Source organism: Janthinobacterium sp. GW822-FHT07H10 (assembly GCF_058798675.1).
In genome coordinates, this window is record NZ_JBXAKS010000003.1 from 402,315 (window position 1) to 418,725 (window position 16,411).

Annotated in this window: 16 protein-coding genes; 12 read left to right on the forward strand and 4 right to left on the reverse strand. The window is 65.1% G+C overall.

The features are described 5' to 3' along the window. Nucleotides 1-27 precede the first annotated feature (27 nt). From metE to minE, 4 genes are all read left to right on the forward strand, one after another. Nucleotides 28-2,346: a 5-methyltetrahydropteroyltriglutamate--homocysteine S-methyltransferase gene (gene metE, locus AC1RDJ_RS09570; RefSeq protein ID WP_493027301.1), complete on the forward strand. Its 2,319-nt coding sequence runs from the start codon at nucleotides 28-30 to the stop codon at nucleotides 2,344-2,346. A 229-nt stretch (nucleotides 2,347-2,575) separates the two neighbouring features. Continuing rightward, entirely contained in the window at nucleotides 2,576-3,325 is a 750-nt protein-coding gene (gene minC / locus AC1RDJ_RS09575) for a septum site-determining protein MinC (protein ID WP_493027302.1), read from the forward strand. A 37-nt stretch (nucleotides 3,326-3,362) separates the two neighbouring features. After that, on the forward strand, nucleotides 3,363-4,178 hold the full coding sequence (gene minD, locus AC1RDJ_RS09580) for a septum site-determining protein MinD (RefSeq protein WP_071325832.1): 816 nt from the start codon (nucleotides 3,363-3,365) through the stop codon (nucleotides 4,176-4,178). Nucleotide 4,179: 1 nt separating this feature from the next. Beyond that, nucleotides 4,180-4,431 (forward strand): cell division topological specificity factor MinE, encoded by a 252-nt coding sequence (gene minE, locus AC1RDJ_RS09585; protein WP_034752886.1) that lies wholly within the window; start codon nucleotides 4,180-4,182, stop codon nucleotides 4,429-4,431. 46 nt (nucleotides 4,432-4,477) lie between these two features. On the opposite strand, the gene AC1RDJ_RS09590 is transcribed toward minE, so the two are convergent. After that, nucleotides 4,478-4,981, reverse strand: coding sequence for a hypothetical protein (locus AC1RDJ_RS09590; RefSeq protein ID WP_071325833.1), 504 nt, complete (start codon nucleotides 4,979-4,981; stop codon nucleotides 4,478-4,480). Between the two features lie 167 nt (nucleotides 4,982-5,148). Here AC1RDJ_RS09590 and AC1RDJ_RS09595 point away from each other — a divergent pair, with 167 nt between their 5' ends. The 7 genes from AC1RDJ_RS09595 (at nucleotide 5,149) to AC1RDJ_RS09625 (ending at nucleotide 12,751) form a co-directional block, all read left to right on the forward strand. Beyond that, nucleotides 5,149-5,838 carry a response regulator transcription factor gene (locus AC1RDJ_RS09595; protein ID WP_071325834.1) on the forward strand — a complete coding sequence of 230 codons (690 nt, stop codon included), beginning with the start codon at nucleotides 5,149-5,151 and terminating at the stop codon, nucleotides 5,836-5,838. A 92-nt stretch (nucleotides 5,839-5,930) separates the two neighbouring features. Continuing rightward, complete coding sequence (gene hemA / locus AC1RDJ_RS09600) at nucleotides 5,931-7,205, forward strand: glutamyl-tRNA reductase (RefSeq protein ID WP_071325835.1); 1,275 nt, start codon at nucleotides 5,931-5,933, stop codon at nucleotides 7,203-7,205. A 96-nt stretch (nucleotides 7,206-7,301) separates the two neighbouring features. Beyond that, nucleotides 7,302-8,378: a peptide chain release factor 1 gene (gene prfA, locus AC1RDJ_RS09605; RefSeq protein WP_071325836.1), complete on the forward strand. Its 1,077-nt coding sequence runs from the start codon at nucleotides 7,302-7,304 to the stop codon at nucleotides 8,376-8,378. A 174-nt stretch (nucleotides 8,379-8,552) separates the two neighbouring features. Further along, nucleotides 8,553-9,023, forward strand: a complete 471-nt coding sequence (locus tag AC1RDJ_RS09610; RefSeq protein ID WP_071326765.1) for a disulfide bond formation protein B — start codon at nucleotides 8,553-8,555, stop codon at nucleotides 9,021-9,023. 11 nt (nucleotides 9,024-9,034) lie between these two features. Then, the gene (gene prmC / locus AC1RDJ_RS09615; RefSeq protein ID WP_071325837.1) at nucleotides 9,035-9,865 is read left to right on the forward strand and encodes a peptide chain release factor N(5)-glutamine methyltransferase; all 831 of its coding nucleotides are present in this window, start codon (nucleotides 9,035-9,037) and stop codon (nucleotides 9,863-9,865) included. Between the two features lie 215 nt (nucleotides 9,866-10,080). Beyond that, the gene (gshA, locus tag AC1RDJ_RS09620; RefSeq protein WP_493027303.1) at nucleotides 10,081-11,682 is read left to right on the forward strand and encodes a glutamate--cysteine ligase; all 1,602 of its coding nucleotides are present in this window, start codon (nucleotides 10,081-10,083) and stop codon (nucleotides 11,680-11,682) included. A 25-nt stretch (nucleotides 11,683-11,707) separates the two neighbouring features. Beyond that, on the forward strand, nucleotides 11,708-12,751 hold the full coding sequence (locus tag AC1RDJ_RS09625) for a histone deacetylase family protein (RefSeq protein ID WP_493027304.1): 1,044 nt from the start codon (nucleotides 11,708-11,710) through the stop codon (nucleotides 12,749-12,751). Between the two features lie 23 nt (nucleotides 12,752-12,774). On the opposite strand, the gene AC1RDJ_RS09630 is transcribed toward AC1RDJ_RS09625, so the two are convergent. Then, the gene (locus AC1RDJ_RS09630; protein ID WP_198043838.1) at nucleotides 12,775-13,563 is read right to left on the reverse strand and encodes a LytR/AlgR family response regulator transcription factor; all 789 of its coding nucleotides are present in this window, start codon (nucleotides 13,561-13,563) and stop codon (nucleotides 12,775-12,777) included. Beyond that, nucleotides 13,556-14,815 carry a histidine kinase gene (locus tag AC1RDJ_RS09635; protein ID WP_071325841.1) on the reverse strand — a complete coding sequence of 420 codons (1,260 nt, stop codon included), beginning with the start codon at nucleotides 14,813-14,815 and terminating at the stop codon, nucleotides 13,556-13,558. Before AC1RDJ_RS09635 ends, AC1RDJ_RS09630 begins: the two co-directional genes overlap by 8 nt. Nucleotides 14,816-15,092: 277 nt before the next feature. Here AC1RDJ_RS09635 and AC1RDJ_RS09640 point away from each other — a divergent pair, with 277 nt between their 5' ends. Continuing rightward, nucleotides 15,093-15,518: an organic hydroperoxide resistance protein gene (locus AC1RDJ_RS09640; protein ID WP_071325842.1), complete on the forward strand. Its 426-nt coding sequence runs from the start codon at nucleotides 15,093-15,095 to the stop codon at nucleotides 15,516-15,518. 59 nt (nucleotides 15,519-15,577) lie between these two features. On the opposite strand, the gene AC1RDJ_RS09645 is transcribed toward AC1RDJ_RS09640, so the two are convergent. Then, complete coding sequence (locus tag AC1RDJ_RS09645; protein ID WP_493027305.1) at nucleotides 15,578-16,411, reverse strand: type 1 glutamine amidotransferase domain-containing protein; 834 nt, start codon at nucleotides 16,409-16,411, stop codon at nucleotides 15,578-15,580.

Consider the following 16,411-nt stretch of genomic DNA (forward strand, 5'->3'; position numbering starts at 1 on the left):
GCATCCACATTAAATCTCGATGACATCATGACCGTGCACACCCACATTCTTGGCTTTCCCCGCATCGGCGCCGCGCGCGAACTGAAACGGGCGCTGGAAAGCCACTGGCGTGGCGACGTGTCCGAGGCGGCGCTGGAAGCGACGGGCAAGGCATTGCGCGCGCGCCACTGGGCCCTGCAACGGGACGCCGGCCTCGCGTATGTGACGGTGGGCGACTTCGCCTTCTACGACCAGGTGGCCAGCCAGATCCAGCTGCTGGGCTGCGAACCGGCCCGTTTCCATTGCACGCCAGGGCAATCGCCGCTGTCGCGCTACTTCACCATGGCGCGCGGCGCCGAGCAGCATGCCGGACACGCCGCTTGCAGCCACGGCCATGCGCACCACGCGCACGCCGCCGGCACGCCCGCGCTGGAAATGACCAAGTGGTTTGACACCAACTACCATTACCTGGTGCCCGAATTTTCGCCGCTGACGCGCTTTTCGCTGGCCTGCGAGCGCCTGTTCGACGAAGTGGCCGAGGCGCAGGCGCTGGGCCACCCGGTCAAGGCGACCCTGATCGGCCCCCTCACCTTCCTCTGGCTGGGCAAGGAAAAGACGCCCGGCTTCGACCGCCTGACCCTGCTGGAACAGTTGCTGCCCGTGTATGGCGCCCTGCTCGACCGCCTGAAACGGCAAGGCGTGGCGTGGGTGCAGCTCGATGAACCGATCCTGGGCCTGGACTTGCCCAACGCGTGGCGCAGCGCCTTCGAGAGCAGCTACTGGCAGCTGAACCAGGTGGGCGTGAATATCCTGCTGGCCACGTATTTCTCGCCGCTGGAAGAAAACCTCAGCCTGACCTGCCGCCTGCCCGTGGCCGGCCTGCACGTGGACGGCATCCGCGCGCCGCATGAACTGGTCAGCGTCACGGACTGGCTGCCCGCGCATAAGGTCTTGTCGATCGGCATCGTCGATGGCCGCAATATCTGGCGCACCGACCTCGACGCCGCCCTGGCCGTGCTGCAGCCGCTGGCGGCCAGGCGCAACGGCCACCTGTGGCTGGCGCCGTCATGCTCGCTGCTGCACGCGCCGTTCAGCCTGGCGGCCGAAACGGACCTCGATGGCGACATCAAGTCCTGGCTGGCGTTTGCCACGGAAAAGCTCGAGGAGCTTGCCCTGCTGAAGGGCGCGCTCGAAGGCGAGCCGGACACCACCGCGCTGGCCGTCTCGCGCCTGGCGCTGGCCAGCCGGCGCGCCAGCGGCCGCGTGCACCGCGCGAGCGTGGCCCAGCGCCTGCAGCGCTTGGCGCCCGGCGTGGACCGCCGCGCGTCAAGTTTTGCGCAGCGCCAGGCCGTGCAGCGCGCGCGCTTGCAGCTGCCCGATTTCCCGACGACGACGATCGGCTCCTTCCCGCAAACGACGGCCATCCGCGCCGCCCGCGCCAGTTTCAAGCGGGGCGAGCTGGCGGCGGCCGAGTATGAACGGCAGATGCGCGCCGAGATCGCCCACGCCGTGGAGCGCCAGGAAGCGCTGGGCCTCGACGTGCTCGTGCATGGCGAAGCGGAACGCAACGACATGGTCGAATACTTCGGCGAGCAGCTCGACGGCTTCCTCTTCACGCGCCTGGGCTGGGTGCAGTCGTATGGCTCGCGCTGCGTGAAGCCGCCCATCATCTACGGCGACGTGCAGCGGCCGGCCGCCATGACGGTGGCCTGGACCGTCCACGCGCAAAGCCTGACGCAAAAACCGATGAAGGGCATGCTGACGGGGCCCGTCACGATATTGCAATGGTCGTTCGTGCGCGACGACCAGCCGCGCGCCGCCACGGCGCTGCAGCTCGCCCTGGCCATCCGCGACGAGGTGGCCGACCTGGAAGCGGCCGGCATCGGCATCATCCAGATCGACGAGCCGGCCATCCGCGAAGGCTTGCCGCTGCGCCGCGGCCAGTGGGACGCCTACCTGGACTGGGCCACGCGCGCCTTCCGCATCGCCGCCGCGGTGGCCGGCGACGCGACGCAGATCCACACGCATATGTGCTACGCGGCGTTCAACGACATCCTGCCGCAGATCGCCGCCATGGATGCCGACGTCATCACGATCGAGACGAGCCGCTCCGACATGGAACTGCTGACGGGCTTTGGCCAGTTCGCCTACCCGAACGAAATCGGCCCCGGCGTGTATGACATCCACTCGCCGCGCATCCCCTCCACGCCCGACATGGTGAGACTGCTGCAAAAGGCCAGCGCCGTGATTCCGCCCGCCAATTTATGGGTGAACCCCGACTGCGGCCTGAAGACGCGGGGCTGGATGGAAACGGAAACAGCGTTGCAGAATATGGTCGAGGCGGCCAAACAGATGCGCGCGGCGTAATCGAGGTCAGCGTACTCAGGCCGCATTCCCGGCTGCTTCCAGGGCGGCGCACCGGTTTTCCGGGGCGCCGCCCGTTTTTTTTGACATGAAGTAGGTATTGCCCTGCGGAATAGCACACGCCAGGCCCCTGACGGTGATTTTTTTGCAGTAGAATGCAAGAAATTTACTGCTCCCTATTGTTGCCGTACGGAACATTCGGCCTGCCGCAGTTTCACTTTGATAAATGTTTATGTCCAAAAGCCCGTCGCAGAAGCCTATCGAAATCAAGATTTCCACCGTCGTCGCCGTTTCCGCCATTGTGCATAGCGCCGATACGCAGGCACTCGATGCCGCCTTGCACGACATGACGGGAGGCGTGGCCGACTTTTTCGAGGACGACCTGGCCGTGCTGGACGTGGCCGACTTGCCGCCGGGCAGCGTACCCGTCGACTGGGCCGCCCTCGTGGCCCTGCTGAAAAAATACCGTTTGAATGCCGTGGCCGTGCGCAATGCGCCGGCCGAGATGCATGACGCCATCCTGGCGCAGGGCTTGAGCCTCGATAGCGGCAAGACGCGCGACGACGCGCCGCCCAAGGATGGCCCCAAGGATACCCCCACGGCGGCGGCGCAGGCCGGCGCCGAAGCGCAGGTGATGGTGGTCGACACGCCCGTGCGGGCCGGCCAGCGCATCTATGCGCGCGGCTGCGACCTGATCATCACCGCCGTCGTCAACAATGGCGCCGAAATCATCGCCGATGGCAGCATCCACGTGTATTCCTCGCTGTATGGCCGCGCGCTGGCGGGCGCTTCGGGCAATGCCCAGGCGCGCATCTTCGCGCTGGCCATGGAACCGGAACTGGTGTCGATCGCCGGTGTCTACCGCACGTTCGAGGATGGTTTCCCCGCAGAAATGGCGCGCGGACCCGCGCAAATTCGTTTGGCTGGAGACAGAATCGATATACACTCTGTCAATCCGGTCACTCCCGTGAACCGCTCTTAAGCTGCACAATTCAAGAGATATCTGAAAAGGATTATTTGTGGCAAGAATTATTGTTGTGACGTCCGGCAAGGGCGGTGTCGGCAAGACGACCTCTAGCGCCAGTTTTTCCACTGGTCTGGCCATGCGCGGCCACAAGACAGCCGTGCTCGACTTTGACGTGGGCTTGCGCAACCTCGACCTGATCATGGGTTGCGAGCGCCGCGTCGTCTACGACCTGATCAATGTGATCAATAAAGAGGCCACGCTGAACCAGGCCTTGATCAAGGACAAGCACTGCGACAACCTGTTCATCCTGCCCGCATCGCAAACGCGCGACAAGGATGCCTTGTCGGAAGAAGGCGTGGAACGCGTGTTGAACGACTTGATCAACATGGGCTTCGAATTCATCATCTGCGATTCGCCGGCCGGCATCGAGCATGGCGCGCTGATGGCGCTGACCTTCGCCGACGAAGCCATCATCGTCACCAACCCGGAAGTGTCGTCGGTGCGCGATTCGGACCGCATCCTCGGCATCCTGCAAGCCAAGTCGCGCCGCGCGCAGACGGGCGGCGAGCCGGTCAAGGAACATTTGCTGATCACCCGCTACTCGCCGAAACGCGTGGAATCGGATGAAATGCTGTCCTACCAGGACGTGCAGGAAATCCTGCGCATCCCGCTGGTGGGCATCATTCCGGAATCGGAACAGGTGCTGGCCGCCTCGAACCAGGGCAATCCCGCCATCCATTTCAAGGGGACGGACGTGGCGCAAGCCTATGAAGACGTGGTCTCGCGTTTCCTCGGCGAAGATGTCGAGTTGCGCTTTACCAACTATGAAAAGCCTGGATTACTCCAGCGCATTTTTGGGGCGAAGTGATATGGCCTTGCTTTCTTTCCTGTTCCCCCCCAAGCCGAAGACGGCAACCGCGGCCAAGGAACGCCTGCAGATCATCATCGCCCGCGAACGCAGCGGACGCGATGGTCCGGACTTCCTGCCCGCCCTGCACAAGGAATTGATTGCCGTCATTTCCAAGTACACCAAGGTCAATGCCGACGACATCAAGATTTCGCTGGACCGCCAGGGCAACCTGGAAGTACTCGACGTCAACGTCGTCCTGCCGGACGCATGAGATGGCGGCGCCGCAACCGCGGCGCCTGCCATGCCCTCCTTCGGCCCTAATCCGGCCTGACCGTGAGCAACTCCTGCGCCACCGCGGCGCAGGCATTCACGTGCTGGTTGCCGATCTGGCGGAACACGGCATAGCCGATCGCCGCCGCCACCGCCTGGCCGGCAAACGGCACGAAGCGCGCCACCTGCTTGGTGGCAATCTTGACGCCACTGCGCTTGAGCAGCTGGAGTATCAGCTCGCGCGACACCAGTTTGCCTACCAGCATGCCGCCCATGCCCACCGCCGCGCGGTAGGCCATCAGCTTGAACTGCGGGTTGAGACGCTCGATCTGCTCGGGCGTGAGGCCGAATTCGTGGTTGATATCGTTGATCAGCATGGAAAACAGGCCCACGTCGGACATCAGGTCGATGCCGGGGATGGGGATGGCCGAGGCGCCGGCCGACATCATGGCGCGCCGCTGCACCAGGCGCCGGCAACGCTCGCGCACCTGCTCGATTTCGGCGCTACTGGCCGGTATCAGGGTCCAATCGGTGGTGCTCTTGTCTGCCATGCCCGTTTCTCCGCAGTAAGGGTAGATGAACAAGTGTAACGTAAAGAGCCTGGCCTCCGATTTCACTGGACACAGTTGCAATCTCTGTTATATTTCACTTGAGCATACCTTAACATTACGATAAGCAGAGCGGGCCGTCTGTTTGTTGCAACACATTCCAGCCAATCATGCGAATTGCCGTACTCGATAGCGACCATAGTCAGGCAGAACTGATCTGCCAGGTGCTCACCGCCGCCGGCCACGCTTGCCACGAGTTTCAAAGTGGCAAGGAAATGCTGGGGCAGCTGCGCAAGGACAGTTGCGACATGCTGATCCTCGACTGGCATGTAAGCGACCTGGACGGTGCCGAAGTGCTGCGCCGCGCGCGCGAAAAACTGGCGCCCAAGGCGCCGGTGTTGTTTATGACCAACAGCTCGGGCGAGGACGACGTGGTGGCGGGCATGACGGCCGGCGCCGACGACTACATGATCAAGCCCCTGCGGCGCAGCGAACTGACCTTGCGCACCCAGGCGCTGCTGCGCGTCGCGTATCCGGCGCAAAATGGCGCCGAGCAGCTGCACTTCGGTATCTACACGTTTGAAACCCGTCCCGGCCGCCTGCTGATGCATGGCGAGGTGCTCGACGTGACGCACAAGGAATTCGCCCTGGCGCTGCTGTTCTTCCGCAACCTGGGCCGCCCCCTGTCGCGCGCCTACATCCACGAAGCCGTCTGGCAGCGCGACACGGCCCTGCCGTCGCGCACCATGGATACCCACGTCTCGCGCGTGCGCAACAAGCTGCAGCTGAAGCCGGAACACGGCTACCGCCTGGTGCCCGTCTACAGTTATGGCTATCGCCTGGAAAAACTGGGGGGCTGACGCCGCCGCGCCGGGGCGCAAACTGCCGTGCTGCTCAAAGATCGGGCACAAGGCGCTATAATGTCGGCATAAGAATTCCCAACAGCCCTGAAATGCAACTGCTAGCCGTCGGCCTCAATCACACCACCGCCCCAGTGTCGCTACGCGAACAGCTGGCGTTTGCGCCTGAGCATCTGGGCCAGGCGGTGATGGCGGCGCGCACCTGGTTCCAGCGCATCGACCTGCGCGACAACGACGAAGCGGCCATCCTCTCGACCTGCAACCGCACGGAACTGTATGCGGCCAGCCACGTGCCGAACCCGCTCGATGCGGGCGCGCATTTCCTGGCCGACTACCATAAGCTCAACTACAGCGAGCTGCGTCCCCACCTGTATATGCTGCCGCAGCACGATGCCGTGCGCCACACCTTCCGCGTCGCCTCCGGGCTCGATTCGATGGTGCTGGGCGAAACGCAGATCCTGGGACAGATCAAGGACGCCATCCGCACGGCCGACGAGGCGGGCGGCCTGGGCACGTATCTGCACCAATTGTTCCAGCGCAGCTTTTCCGTCGCCAAGGAAGTGCGCAGCAGCACGGAAATCGGCGCCCACAGCGTCTCCATGGCGGCCGCCGCCGTGCGCCTGTCGCAACGCATCTTCGACAAGATCGCCGAACAGAATGTGCTGTTCATCGGTGCCGGCGAAATGATCGAACTGTGCGCCACCCATTTTGCCGCACAAAATCCGAAAAGCATCACGATCGCCAACCGTACCATGGAGCGCGGCGAGGAACTCGCGCACCGCTTCAACGGCACGGCCATCCGCCTGGCCGATTTGCCGGAACAATTGCACCGCTTCGACATCGTCATCTCGTGCACGGCGTCGTCGCTGCCGCTGCTGGGCCTGGGCCTGGTCGAGCGCGCCATCAAGGCGCGCCGCCACAAGCCCATGTTCATGGTCGACCTGGCCGTGCCGCGCGATATCGAAGCGGAAGTGGGCCGCCTGAACGACGTCTTCCTGTACACGGTCGACGACCTGGGCAAGGTCGTGCAGACGGGCCTGGAAAGCCGGCAAGCGGCCGTGGCGCAAGCCGAAGCCATCATCGAGACGCGCGTGCAGTCCTTCATGAGCTGGGTCGACGACCGCGCCATGGTGCCCGTCATCCAGAATTTGCATGAAAGCAGCGAAGCGCTGCGCCTGATGGAAGTCGAACGGGCGCGCAAGATGCTGGCCAAGGGCGCCGACATCGACGCCGTGCTCGAAGCGCTGTCGAAAGGCTTGACGGCCAAGTTCCTGCACGGTCCGCAGCAGGCGCTGCACCACGCGCAGGGCGACGAGCGCAAGCAACTGGCCACCCTGCTGCCGAAACTGTTCCGCCCCCGCCGTTAGCGCAGCCCCGCTGGCCGCCCGCGCGGCCGCTTCCTGCCCGCCTGCCGGGCCTGCCGAACCTGCCCCACCCTCACACTCTTTTTACCGCGAATCGCTATGAAACCATCCATGCTGGCCAAACTCGATCAACTGGCGAACCGCCTGGTCGAACTCGACGAACTGCTGATGCACCCCGACGCCACGTCGAACATGGACAGCTACCGCAAGATGACGCGCGAGCATGCCGAACTGGGCCCGCTGGTGGCCCTGTACCGTTCCTACCAGGAGGCGGGCAACGACATTGCGACAGCGCAAGAGATGCTGGCCGACCCGGACATGAAGGAATTCGCCCAGGAAGAGATCGAGGCGGCGAAAGCCACCATGGCGCAGCTCGAGCGCGAATTGCAGACCATGCTGCTGCCGAAGGACGTCAATGACGAGCGCAATATCTTCCTGGAAATCCGCGCCGGCACGGGCGGCGACGAGTCGGCCCTGTTCGCCGGCGACTTGCTGCGCATGTACACGCGCTTTGCCGAGCGCAACCGCTGGCAGGTGGAACTGGTGTCGGCGTCCGACTCCGACCTGGGCGGCTACCGCGAAGTGATCGTGCGCGTGGTGGGCAATGGCGCGTATTCGAAGCTGAAGTTCGAATCGGGCGGCCACCGCGTGCAGCGCGTGCCGGCCACGGAAACCCAGGGCCGCATCCACACGTCGGCCTGCACGGTGGCCGTGATGCCGGAGGCGGACGAAGTCGAGGACGTCAACATCAACCCGGCCGACCTGCGCATCGACACCTACCGCGCCTCGGGCGCCGGCGGCCAGCACATCAACAAGACGGATTCCGCCGTGCGCATCACTCACTTGCCGACCGGCATCGTGGTCGAATGCCAGGATGACCGCAGCCAGCACAAGAACAAGGCGCAGGCCATGAAAGTGCTGGCCGCGCGCATCAAGGACGTGCAATTGCGCGAACAGCAGTCGAAGGAAGCGGCCACGCGCAAGAGCCTGATCGGCTCGGGCGACCGCAGCGAGCGCATCCGCACCTACAACTTCCCGCAGGGCCGGCTGACGGACCACCGCATCAACCTGACCCTGTATAAACTGGACTTCATCATGGATGGCGACCTGACGGAGCTGACGAATGCGCTGGCGGCAGAGCACCAGGCGGAACTGCTTGCTGCCTTGGGCGACTAAACGCTGGCGCCGTTGCGTCGGCTTACGCTGCGCTAAGCCGACCTACGCAGCTGTTTGTGGGGCGGCCTGGCGCAAGGCGCGTAAGCCGACAGCTTTAAGTAGCGGCTAAGCAATAAAAATCTGCCCTTGTGCGAAAATGGCCAGCTAATTCCCATCCACCTCACCGTGTCGCCCATGAAAAATTCACGCACCGTCCTCCTGTTGATCGCCGCCCTGTGTTTCCTGATGCTGGGCGTGGCCATGTATTTGCAGCACGCCATGAACATGGCGCCGTGCCCGCTGTGCGTGATCCAGCGCTACCTGTTCCTCGCCATCGGCATCGCCTGCCTGGCCGGCGCGGCCGCGAACCGGCCGAAAATCGGCGCGGCAATCGGCTTGGCTGCGGCCCTGGGCGGCCTGGGCGTGGGCGCCAAGCATCTGTACGTGCTGGCCAACCCCGGCTTTTCGTGCGGCATCGACCCGGTGGAAACGGCGCTGAACAAGATTTTCACGGCGCAAGTCATGCCGTTCATGTTCGAATCGTACGGCGCCTGCGAAAACGCCGGCGAGCCCTTCCTCGGCCTGTCCATCCCGCAATGGGCGTTCGCCTGGTTCGCCCTCTTCGCCATCGCCATGCTGTGGACCTTGCTGCGCCGTCAGAAATAACTGAAAGAACCATGCCAGAAACCTTGATTCCCGCCGGCAGCACTGTCGGCGCCCTGCAAATCCGTCCGCTGCTCGACCCGCTCGATAACCGCATCCTGCTCGGCCACGCGCTGGGCCTGTCGCGCGTGAGCCTGATCACGCAATCGGAGCGAGTACTCACCAGCGACGAAGCCGAACGTTTATCGGCCCTGCTGGCACGCCGCCTGCGCGGCGAACCGATCGCCTACATCGTCGGACAACGCGAATTCTTCGGCCTGCCCTTCGAGGTGAGCGATGCCGTGCTGATCCCCCGTCCCGATACGGAAGTGCTGGTGGAACTGGCGCTCGAGCGCCTGCCGCCGGGCGGACGGGTGCTCGACATGGGCACCGGCAGCGGCGCCATCGCCGTCGCCCTGGCGTACACGCGGCCCGACGCCGTCGTCACGGCCCTGGACGTCAGCAGCGCGGCGCTGGCCGTGGCGCGCCGCAACGCCAGCGCCAACGGCGTCAACATCACCTTCATGGCCAGCGACTGGTTCGAGGCGCTGGGCACGGAAAAGTTCGACCTCATCGTCTCCAACCCGCCCTACATCGCCAGCGGCGACCGCCACCTGGCCGAAGGCGATCTGCGCTTCGAGCCGGCCGGCGCCCTGACCGACCATGCCGATGGCCTGTCGGCCCTGCGCACCATCGTGTCCGGCGCCGCGCGCCACCTGGCGTCGGGCGCCTGGCTGCTGATGGAACACGGCTATGATCAGGCGCAAGCCGTGCGCGGCCTGCTGGCCGACGCCAACTACAGCAAAGTGCAAAGCTGGCGCGACCTGGCCGGCATCGAACGAGTCAGCGGCGCCCGCCTCGGCTGACCGCAGCCACCTGCGCGGAGCTTGATCCAGCGACGCGCCAGATGCTCCGCAGTTTGTTAAAATATCAAGCGAATTCCTGACCGAAGCGCCGTCCCCGTTGCCCGGGGCGGACGCTGGCGATGCGGCGTTTTTTGGGCCGGCGCCGACGCATTTGCCAATTTTCGGTTAATCTCAGCACAAATTATTTATCTGCTGCACAAGAAAGGAAGCTCAAATTGCCCAACCTGTTGACTCGCCGCCTGGCATTGCTGACCGAAGATGCCAACCGCGCGCTGCTGGGCGGCTTGCGCGGCATCGAGCGTGAAACCCTGCGCGTCGACCACGCCGGCCATCTGGCTTCCACGCCCCACCCCGCCGCCCTGGGCTCGGCGCTGACGCACCCTGAAATCACCACCGACTACGCCGAAGCGCTGCTTGAATTCATCACGCCGGCCGAGTCCGACATCGCCACCACGCTGGACAAGCTCGATACCGTGCACCGCCATGCCTACAGCCGCCTCGGCAACGAATTGCTGTGGAGCCAGTCGATGCCCTGCCAGCTGCCGCCCGAAGCGGACATCGAGATCGCCAACTACGGCACCTCGAACATGGGCATGCTCAAGCACGTGTACCGGCGCGGCCTGGCCTTGCGCTACGGCAAAGCCATGCAATGCATCGCCGGCATCCATTACAACTACTCGCTCGACGAGCAGCTGTGGCAAGTCCTGGCCGGCAATCCGGACACCAGCGCCAGCCCGGCGCACGCGGCGGCCACGCCGAAAGACGTGCAATCGGAAAGCTACCTGGCGACGATCCGCAATTTCCGCCGCTACAGCTGGCTGCTGATGTATCTGTTCGGCACGTCGCCGGCGCTGTCCGCCGGTTTCCTGCGCGGCCGCGCGCACAAGCTCGACACCCTGTCCGACGACACCCTGTTCCTGCCGTACGCCACCAGCCTGCGCATGAGCGACCTCGGTTACCAGAACGATGCCCAGTCCGGCCTGCGTCCGCATGAAAACAGCCTGGACGACTACGTCAACGCACTGACGCACGCCGTCAACGACCCGTATCCGCCGTACGAGGCGCTGGGCACGAAACAGGATGGCGAGTGGATCCAGCTCTCCACCAACGTGCTGCAGATCGAAAATGAATACTATTCGACCATCCGCCCGAAGCGCGTGATCCGCACGGGCGAGCGGCCGATCCAGGCCCTGTGCCTGCGCGGCGTGCAATACATCGAAGTGCGCTGCATGGATGTCGACCCGTTCGAACCGGTGGGCATCAGCCTGGAAACGGGCCGCTTCCTCGACGCCTTCCTGCTGTTCTGCGCGCTCGACGACAGCGCCCCCATCTCGGCCGAGCAGAGCGCCTGCTACACGAACAATTTCGCCCGCACCGTGAAGGAAGGCCGCACGCCGGGCCTGACCCTGCGCCGCGACGGCGAAGAGATCACCCTGCAGGCGTGGGGCGAGGAATTACTGGCGCGCATCGCGCCCGTGGCGGCCCTGCTCGATGCGCGCCATGGCGGCACGCAGCATGCGGACAGCCTGGCGGCGCAGGCGGCCAAGCTGGCCGACCCCGATGCGACGCCATCGGCCAGGGTGCTGGCCGAGCTGCGCGCCAACGGCGGCTCGTTTGCCGCCTTCGGCCTGCAGCAAAGCGAGCGCCATGCCGCCCATTTCCGCGCGCAGCCGCCGACGGCCGCGGAAAGCGCGTATTTCGACCAGCTTGCCGCCAGCTCGCTGGCCGAGCAGCGCGCCATGGAAGCGGCGCCAAGCGGCAGCTTCGACGACTTCGTCGCCGCCTACCGCGCCAGCACCCTGTGTTCGCACACCTGACGCCGACCTTGCGCAACGCGCCCCCATGCTGACCTTCTACAATGAGTTGCACAGCCAGCACCGGGGCCGCGTCGAATGGTTTCGCGGCGCCATGGTGCCGTGCTTCGAGACGCCGGAACGGGCCGACATGGTGGTGGCCGAGCTGGGACGGCGCAACCTGGGCCGCATCGTCACGCCGCACGGCGTGCCGCTGACGTCGCTCGAGCGCATCCATACGCCGCGCTACCTGCATTTCCTGCGCCACGCCTGGCACGACTGGCTGGCGCTCGATCCCGACAACGCGGGCAAGGATGCGCTGCCATCCGTGTGGCCCGTGCGCACCTTGCGCCACGACATCGAACCGGAGAATTTCACGGCCAGGCTGGGCCTGTACTCGATGGACAACGGCACGCCGCTGACGGCCGGCACGTGGACGGCGGCCAAGACGGGCGCCGACTGCGCCGTCAACGCGGCACACGCGCTGCGCCTGGGCGAGCGGGCCACGTTCGCCCTGACGCGTCCGCCGGGCCACCACGCGGGCAGCGATTTCTTCGGCGGCTACTGCTACCTGAACAACGCGGCCCTGGCCGCGCAGCACTTGCTCGACGACGGCGCGCGCAAGGTGGCCATCCTCGATATCGACTACCACCACGGCAACGGCACCCAGAGCATTTTCTATGCGCGCGACGACGTGCTGTTCGCCTCGATCCACGCCGACCCGCGCAACGAATACCCGTTTTATCTTGGCCATGCCGACGAGACGGGCAGCGGCGCCGGTGTCGGCTACAACGTCAACCTGCCGCTGCCGGCAGGCAGCTCCACGGCCAGCTGGTTCGCCGCGCTGGAAACGGCCTGCCTGCGCATCAATATGTATGCGCCCGACGCGCTGGTGGTCTCGCTCGGCGTCGACACCTTCGCCGGCGACCCGCTGTCGCACTTCGCCCTGCAAAGCGGCGACTACCTGCGCGTGGGCGAACGCCTGGCGCATTTGAACCTGCCCACCGCCTTCATCCTCGAAGGCGGTTATGCGGTGAAGGAAATCGGCATCAACGTCGTCAATGTGCTCGAAGGTTTTGAAACCGCGGAGTAACTGCCGGCGGGCCGACCCCGGCCTTACATATTCCGGAACAGCGCCATGAACGGCTGGCTCACGGCCAGGGTTTCCGGCCGCGTCTTCAGGCGCAGGGCGCCGCGCCCCACCTCGTCGCGCGTGACGGAGGCCACCATCTTCATGTTGACGATGGTGGAGCGGTGGATCTGTTTGAAAATGGCCGGGTCGAGCACGTCGAGCAGTTCGCGGATCGGCTTGCGCAGCAGCGCCTCGCCATCGGCCGTCATGACGGCCGTGTACTTGGTGTCGGATTGAAAATAGGCGATGTCGTCCACCATGATCAATCGCGTATCCTTGCCGCAGCTGGCCGTCAGCCACACCAGCGGCGGCGACTTGGCCACCGCCGGCAGGGCGCCGCTCAATTGCTGCAGCAGGCCGGCCAGCACGCTGTCGCCGGGCGCGCCCTTGCCGGCGCGCGCCCGCACGCGTTGCAGGGTCGCCTGCAGGCGCTCGCGTCCGATCGGCTTGAGCAGGTAATCGACGGCCCCCTTGTCGAACGCGTCGATCGCGTACTGGTCGTAGGCCGTGACGAACACCACCTGGGTGGCGGGACTCGCTTCCAGCGCGCCGGCCGCCACTTCCAGCCCCGTCAGGCCCGGCATGCGGATATCGAGAAACGCCACGTCGGGACGCAGGGTGGCGATGGCCTCGAGCGCCGTGCCGCCGTCATCGCAGGCGGCGACGATGCGCAGGCCGGGCCATTCCTCGGCCAGCAGGGCCACCAGCGCGTCGCGCAGCAGGGTCTCGTCTTCGGCGATCACGCACGTCATGCCATCCAGAGTCCTATCCATATGACGCTCCTTGCGCCGTGCTGTCGGGCACCGTGATGGTGGCCGTCACGCCATCGGGGAAATTGGCGACGATGGCAAACGCCGCGGCATTGCCGTAGGTCAGGCGCAGGCGTTCGCGCACATTGCGTAAACCAATGCCCGTGCCGGCGCCGTCGTCGCTGAAGCCCTTGCCATCGTCGGCCACCGTGACGATCACCGTGCCATTGCCGCTGCGCGCCATGATCCAGACGGTGCCGCCGCCGCTTTTCGGCTCCAGTCCGTGCTTGATGGCGTTCTCCACCAGGGTTTGCAGCATCATCGGCGGCAATTCCACCTGGCGCAGGTATTGCGGCACCTCGATCTGCAGGTTCAGGCGGGTGCCCATGCGGATTTTCAGGATATCGAGGTAGGCGCGCGCCCGCTCGAGTTCCGTGCCCAGGGTCGACATGGCTTGCTCCGTGCGCGGCAGCGAGTGGCGCAGGTACAGGATCAGGTTGCCCAGCATCTCGTCGGCGCGGGCCGGATCGCTGCGCGTGAGCAGCTGGGCGCTGGCCAGGGTGTTGTACAGGAAGTGCGGCTCCACCTGCGCATGCAGCAGGCTCAGTTTGGCCACCGTGAGTTCCTTTTCCGTCACCGTCTGGCGCGCCTCGGCCTGCTCGCCGCGCCGGCGCTGCGCCACCCGCCGCGTGAGCGCCCGCGTCACCGCTTCCGCATTTTCCAGGTTGCTGCCATGGTCGACGAGGAACCAGTCGGTCCAGGCATTGCGCGCCGGCTCGCAGATCAGGGTCACGCTGCCCGCTTCGCCATTCGGCGTGACGGTGGCGAGAATCTGGTTCGGCCGCGGTTCGAGGAATCCCAGCACGCGCATGCGCGGCAGGCCCGTATGCGTGTAGGGCGCCGCGCGGCGCACGCGGGCTTGCACCTGCAGGCTGTCGCGCGCGCTTTCGACCACTTCGCTGCCCGGCAGTTCGCGGATGGCCGCGTCGATCATGTCGAACGCTTCGCCCGCCTCGAACGGGATCTCGATCTGGCGCCGCTGGCGGCTCGACAGCGTGCTGGCGTTGACCTCGCCGGCGATCAGGCGCACGCGGCGCACGTGCGAAAACGCGTTCGTGATGACGGCGCAGGCCAGCAGTGCGCCGGCGATGACAAAGAAGCCTTCGGTGTGCCCGAAGACATAGCGCAGGAAATTCTCGACCAGGATGGCGGTGGCGACGATATACGTGATCATCGTGGCCAAGGCGAGGCGGAGAATAAAGAAGAGGCTGGTCATGATTTTTCCCTGGTAGTGAAGTGGGGCCAAGCATAACAATCGGCTCCAGCGGCGGTGGCCATTATGCGACGGAAGCCCCGTAGTGGCGACAAAGGCAAGAAAATAAAGCACAAACAGCTGCTGCCCCAAAAATAAAATCGCTTGCAATTAAATAGTGCGCGATATATATTGCATGCATGGACACCGCAGTGAACAGTTTTTGCAGACGTGCAGGCCCATGAAACAAGTAGCACACTATTTAGTCGTTAACTATTTAAATCATACGAGGAAAACCATCATGTCGATCAAACAAGTCCTGTACCGCGCTGTCGCCACCGCCACCGGAGGCCGCGAAGGCCGCGCCATCTCGTCCGACAATGTGCTGGACGTGAAACTGACCACGCCGAAGGAATTGGGTGGCAATGGCGCCGTCGGCACCAATCCGGAACAACTGTTCGCCGCCGGCTACTCGGCCTGCTTCATCGGCGCCATGAAATTCGTCGCCGGCCGCGACAAGATCGCCCTGCCGGCGGACCTGGCCATCGAAGGCCACGTCGGCATCGGCGCCATCGAGACGGGCTTCGGCATCGAAGTGGAACTGAAGATCGCGCTGCCGGGCATGGAGCGCGCCGCCGCCGAAGCGCTGGTCGCCGCCGCCCACATCGTCTGCCCTTATTCGAACGCCACGCGCGGCAACATCGACGTCACCCTGACGCTCGTGTAATCCCCGCCGCCTTGGGACACATCCCCGGCCGCGCCCCCAGGCGCCGCCGGGGATTTTTGTCAGCGCAGCGCCTGCAGCAGCCGCTCCGCCAGGGCTGGCGCGGAGGCGGGATTCTGCCCCGTGATCAGCTCGCGGTCGACCACCACGTGGCTGGCCCACGGCGCCTGGTTCGACACATACTGCGCGCCGGCCGCCTGCAAGCCCGACTGCGGATAAAACTTCATCGTCCCGCCTTGCAACGCGCCCTGCGCCGCCGCCTCTTCCTGATTGCTGATCACCGTCATGCGGTAGCCACTGTAGATCCAGCCGGCGGGCCTGGCGGGTGTCTGGCCCGCTTCCAGCGCCGCCGTGAACGCCGCCGCCTGCGGCAGGGCCGACAGCAGGGCGATGGGGCCATGGCACAGCAGGGCCGTCGGCTTGCCATCCGCGTGGAACTGGCGCAGCAGGGCGCCCAGGCTGGCATCCTTCAATAAATCCTGCATCGGTGCGTGGCCGCCCGGCACCAGCACGGCCGCGTAGTGGCCATAGCCGATCTGCGCCACCCTTTTCAGGCTGATGACGGGCGAGCGGCCAGGCACGGTCAGCGCCAGCTGCTCCAGCAAGGCCTTGTGCGCCGCGTGCGCGGCCCCGTCGCCGCCAAAATAGTCGGCCGTATCGGAGCTGGCGTCGAGCGTGGGCGCCTTGCCCTGCGGCGTGGCGAACGTCACCGTATGGCCCGCGTCGAGCAGCTTTTTCACGGGCTGCATCAATTCATTCAGATAAAAGCCCGTCTGGAACACCTTGCCGTCGCGCAAGTCGAGGTGGTTCGCATCGGACAGCACGACGAGGACCTCGGCCGCCTGGACGGTGGAAAAGGCGGCGAGCAGCAGGCTGCCGAGCAGTAGTTTTTTCAT

Coding starts and splice junctions, on each gene's coding strand:
- AC1RDJ_RS09590 (WP_071325833.1), bottom strand. CDS start 4,981: ATGGCAGACAAGAGCACCACCGATTGGACCCTGATACCGGCCAGTAGC.
- metE (WP_493027301.1), top strand. CDS start 28: ATGACCGTGCACACCCACATTCTTGGCTTTCCCCGCATCGGCGCCGCG.
- AC1RDJ_RS09630 (WP_198043838.1), bottom strand. CDS start 13,563: ATGGATAGGACTCTGGATGGCATGACGTGCGTGATCGCCGAAGACGAG.
- minE (WP_034752886.1), top strand. CDS start 4,180: ATGGCCTTGCTTTCTTTCCTGTTCCCCCCCAAGCCGAAGACGGCAACC.
- AC1RDJ_RS09640 (WP_071325842.1), top strand. CDS start 15,093: ATGTCGATCAAACAAGTCCTGTACCGCGCTGTCGCCACCGCCACCGGA.
- AC1RDJ_RS09625 (WP_493027304.1), top strand. CDS start 11,708: ATGCTGACCTTCTACAATGAGTTGCACAGCCAGCACCGGGGCCGCGTC.
- AC1RDJ_RS09635 (WP_071325841.1), bottom strand. CDS start 14,815: ATGACCAGCCTCTTCTTTATTCTCCGCCTCGCCTTGGCCACGATGATC.
- AC1RDJ_RS09645 (WP_493027305.1), bottom strand. CDS start 16,411: ATGAAAAAACTACTGCTCGGCAGCCTGCTGCTCGCCGCCTTTTCCACC.
- AC1RDJ_RS09595 (WP_071325834.1), top strand. CDS start 5,149: ATGCGAATTGCCGTACTCGATAGCGACCATAGTCAGGCAGAACTGATC.
- AC1RDJ_RS09610 (WP_071326765.1), top strand. CDS start 8,553: ATGAAAAATTCACGCACCGTCCTCCTGTTGATCGCCGCCCTGTGTTTC.
- prfA (WP_071325836.1), top strand. CDS start 7,302: ATGAAACCATCCATGCTGGCCAAACTCGATCAACTGGCGAACCGCCTG.
- prmC (WP_071325837.1), top strand. CDS start 9,035: ATGCCAGAAACCTTGATTCCCGCCGGCAGCACTGTCGGCGCCCTGCAA.
- minC (WP_493027302.1), top strand. CDS start 2,576: ATGTCCAAAAGCCCGTCGCAGAAGCCTATCGAAATCAAGATTTCCACC.
- hemA (WP_071325835.1), top strand. CDS start 5,931: ATGCAACTGCTAGCCGTCGGCCTCAATCACACCACCGCCCCAGTGTCG.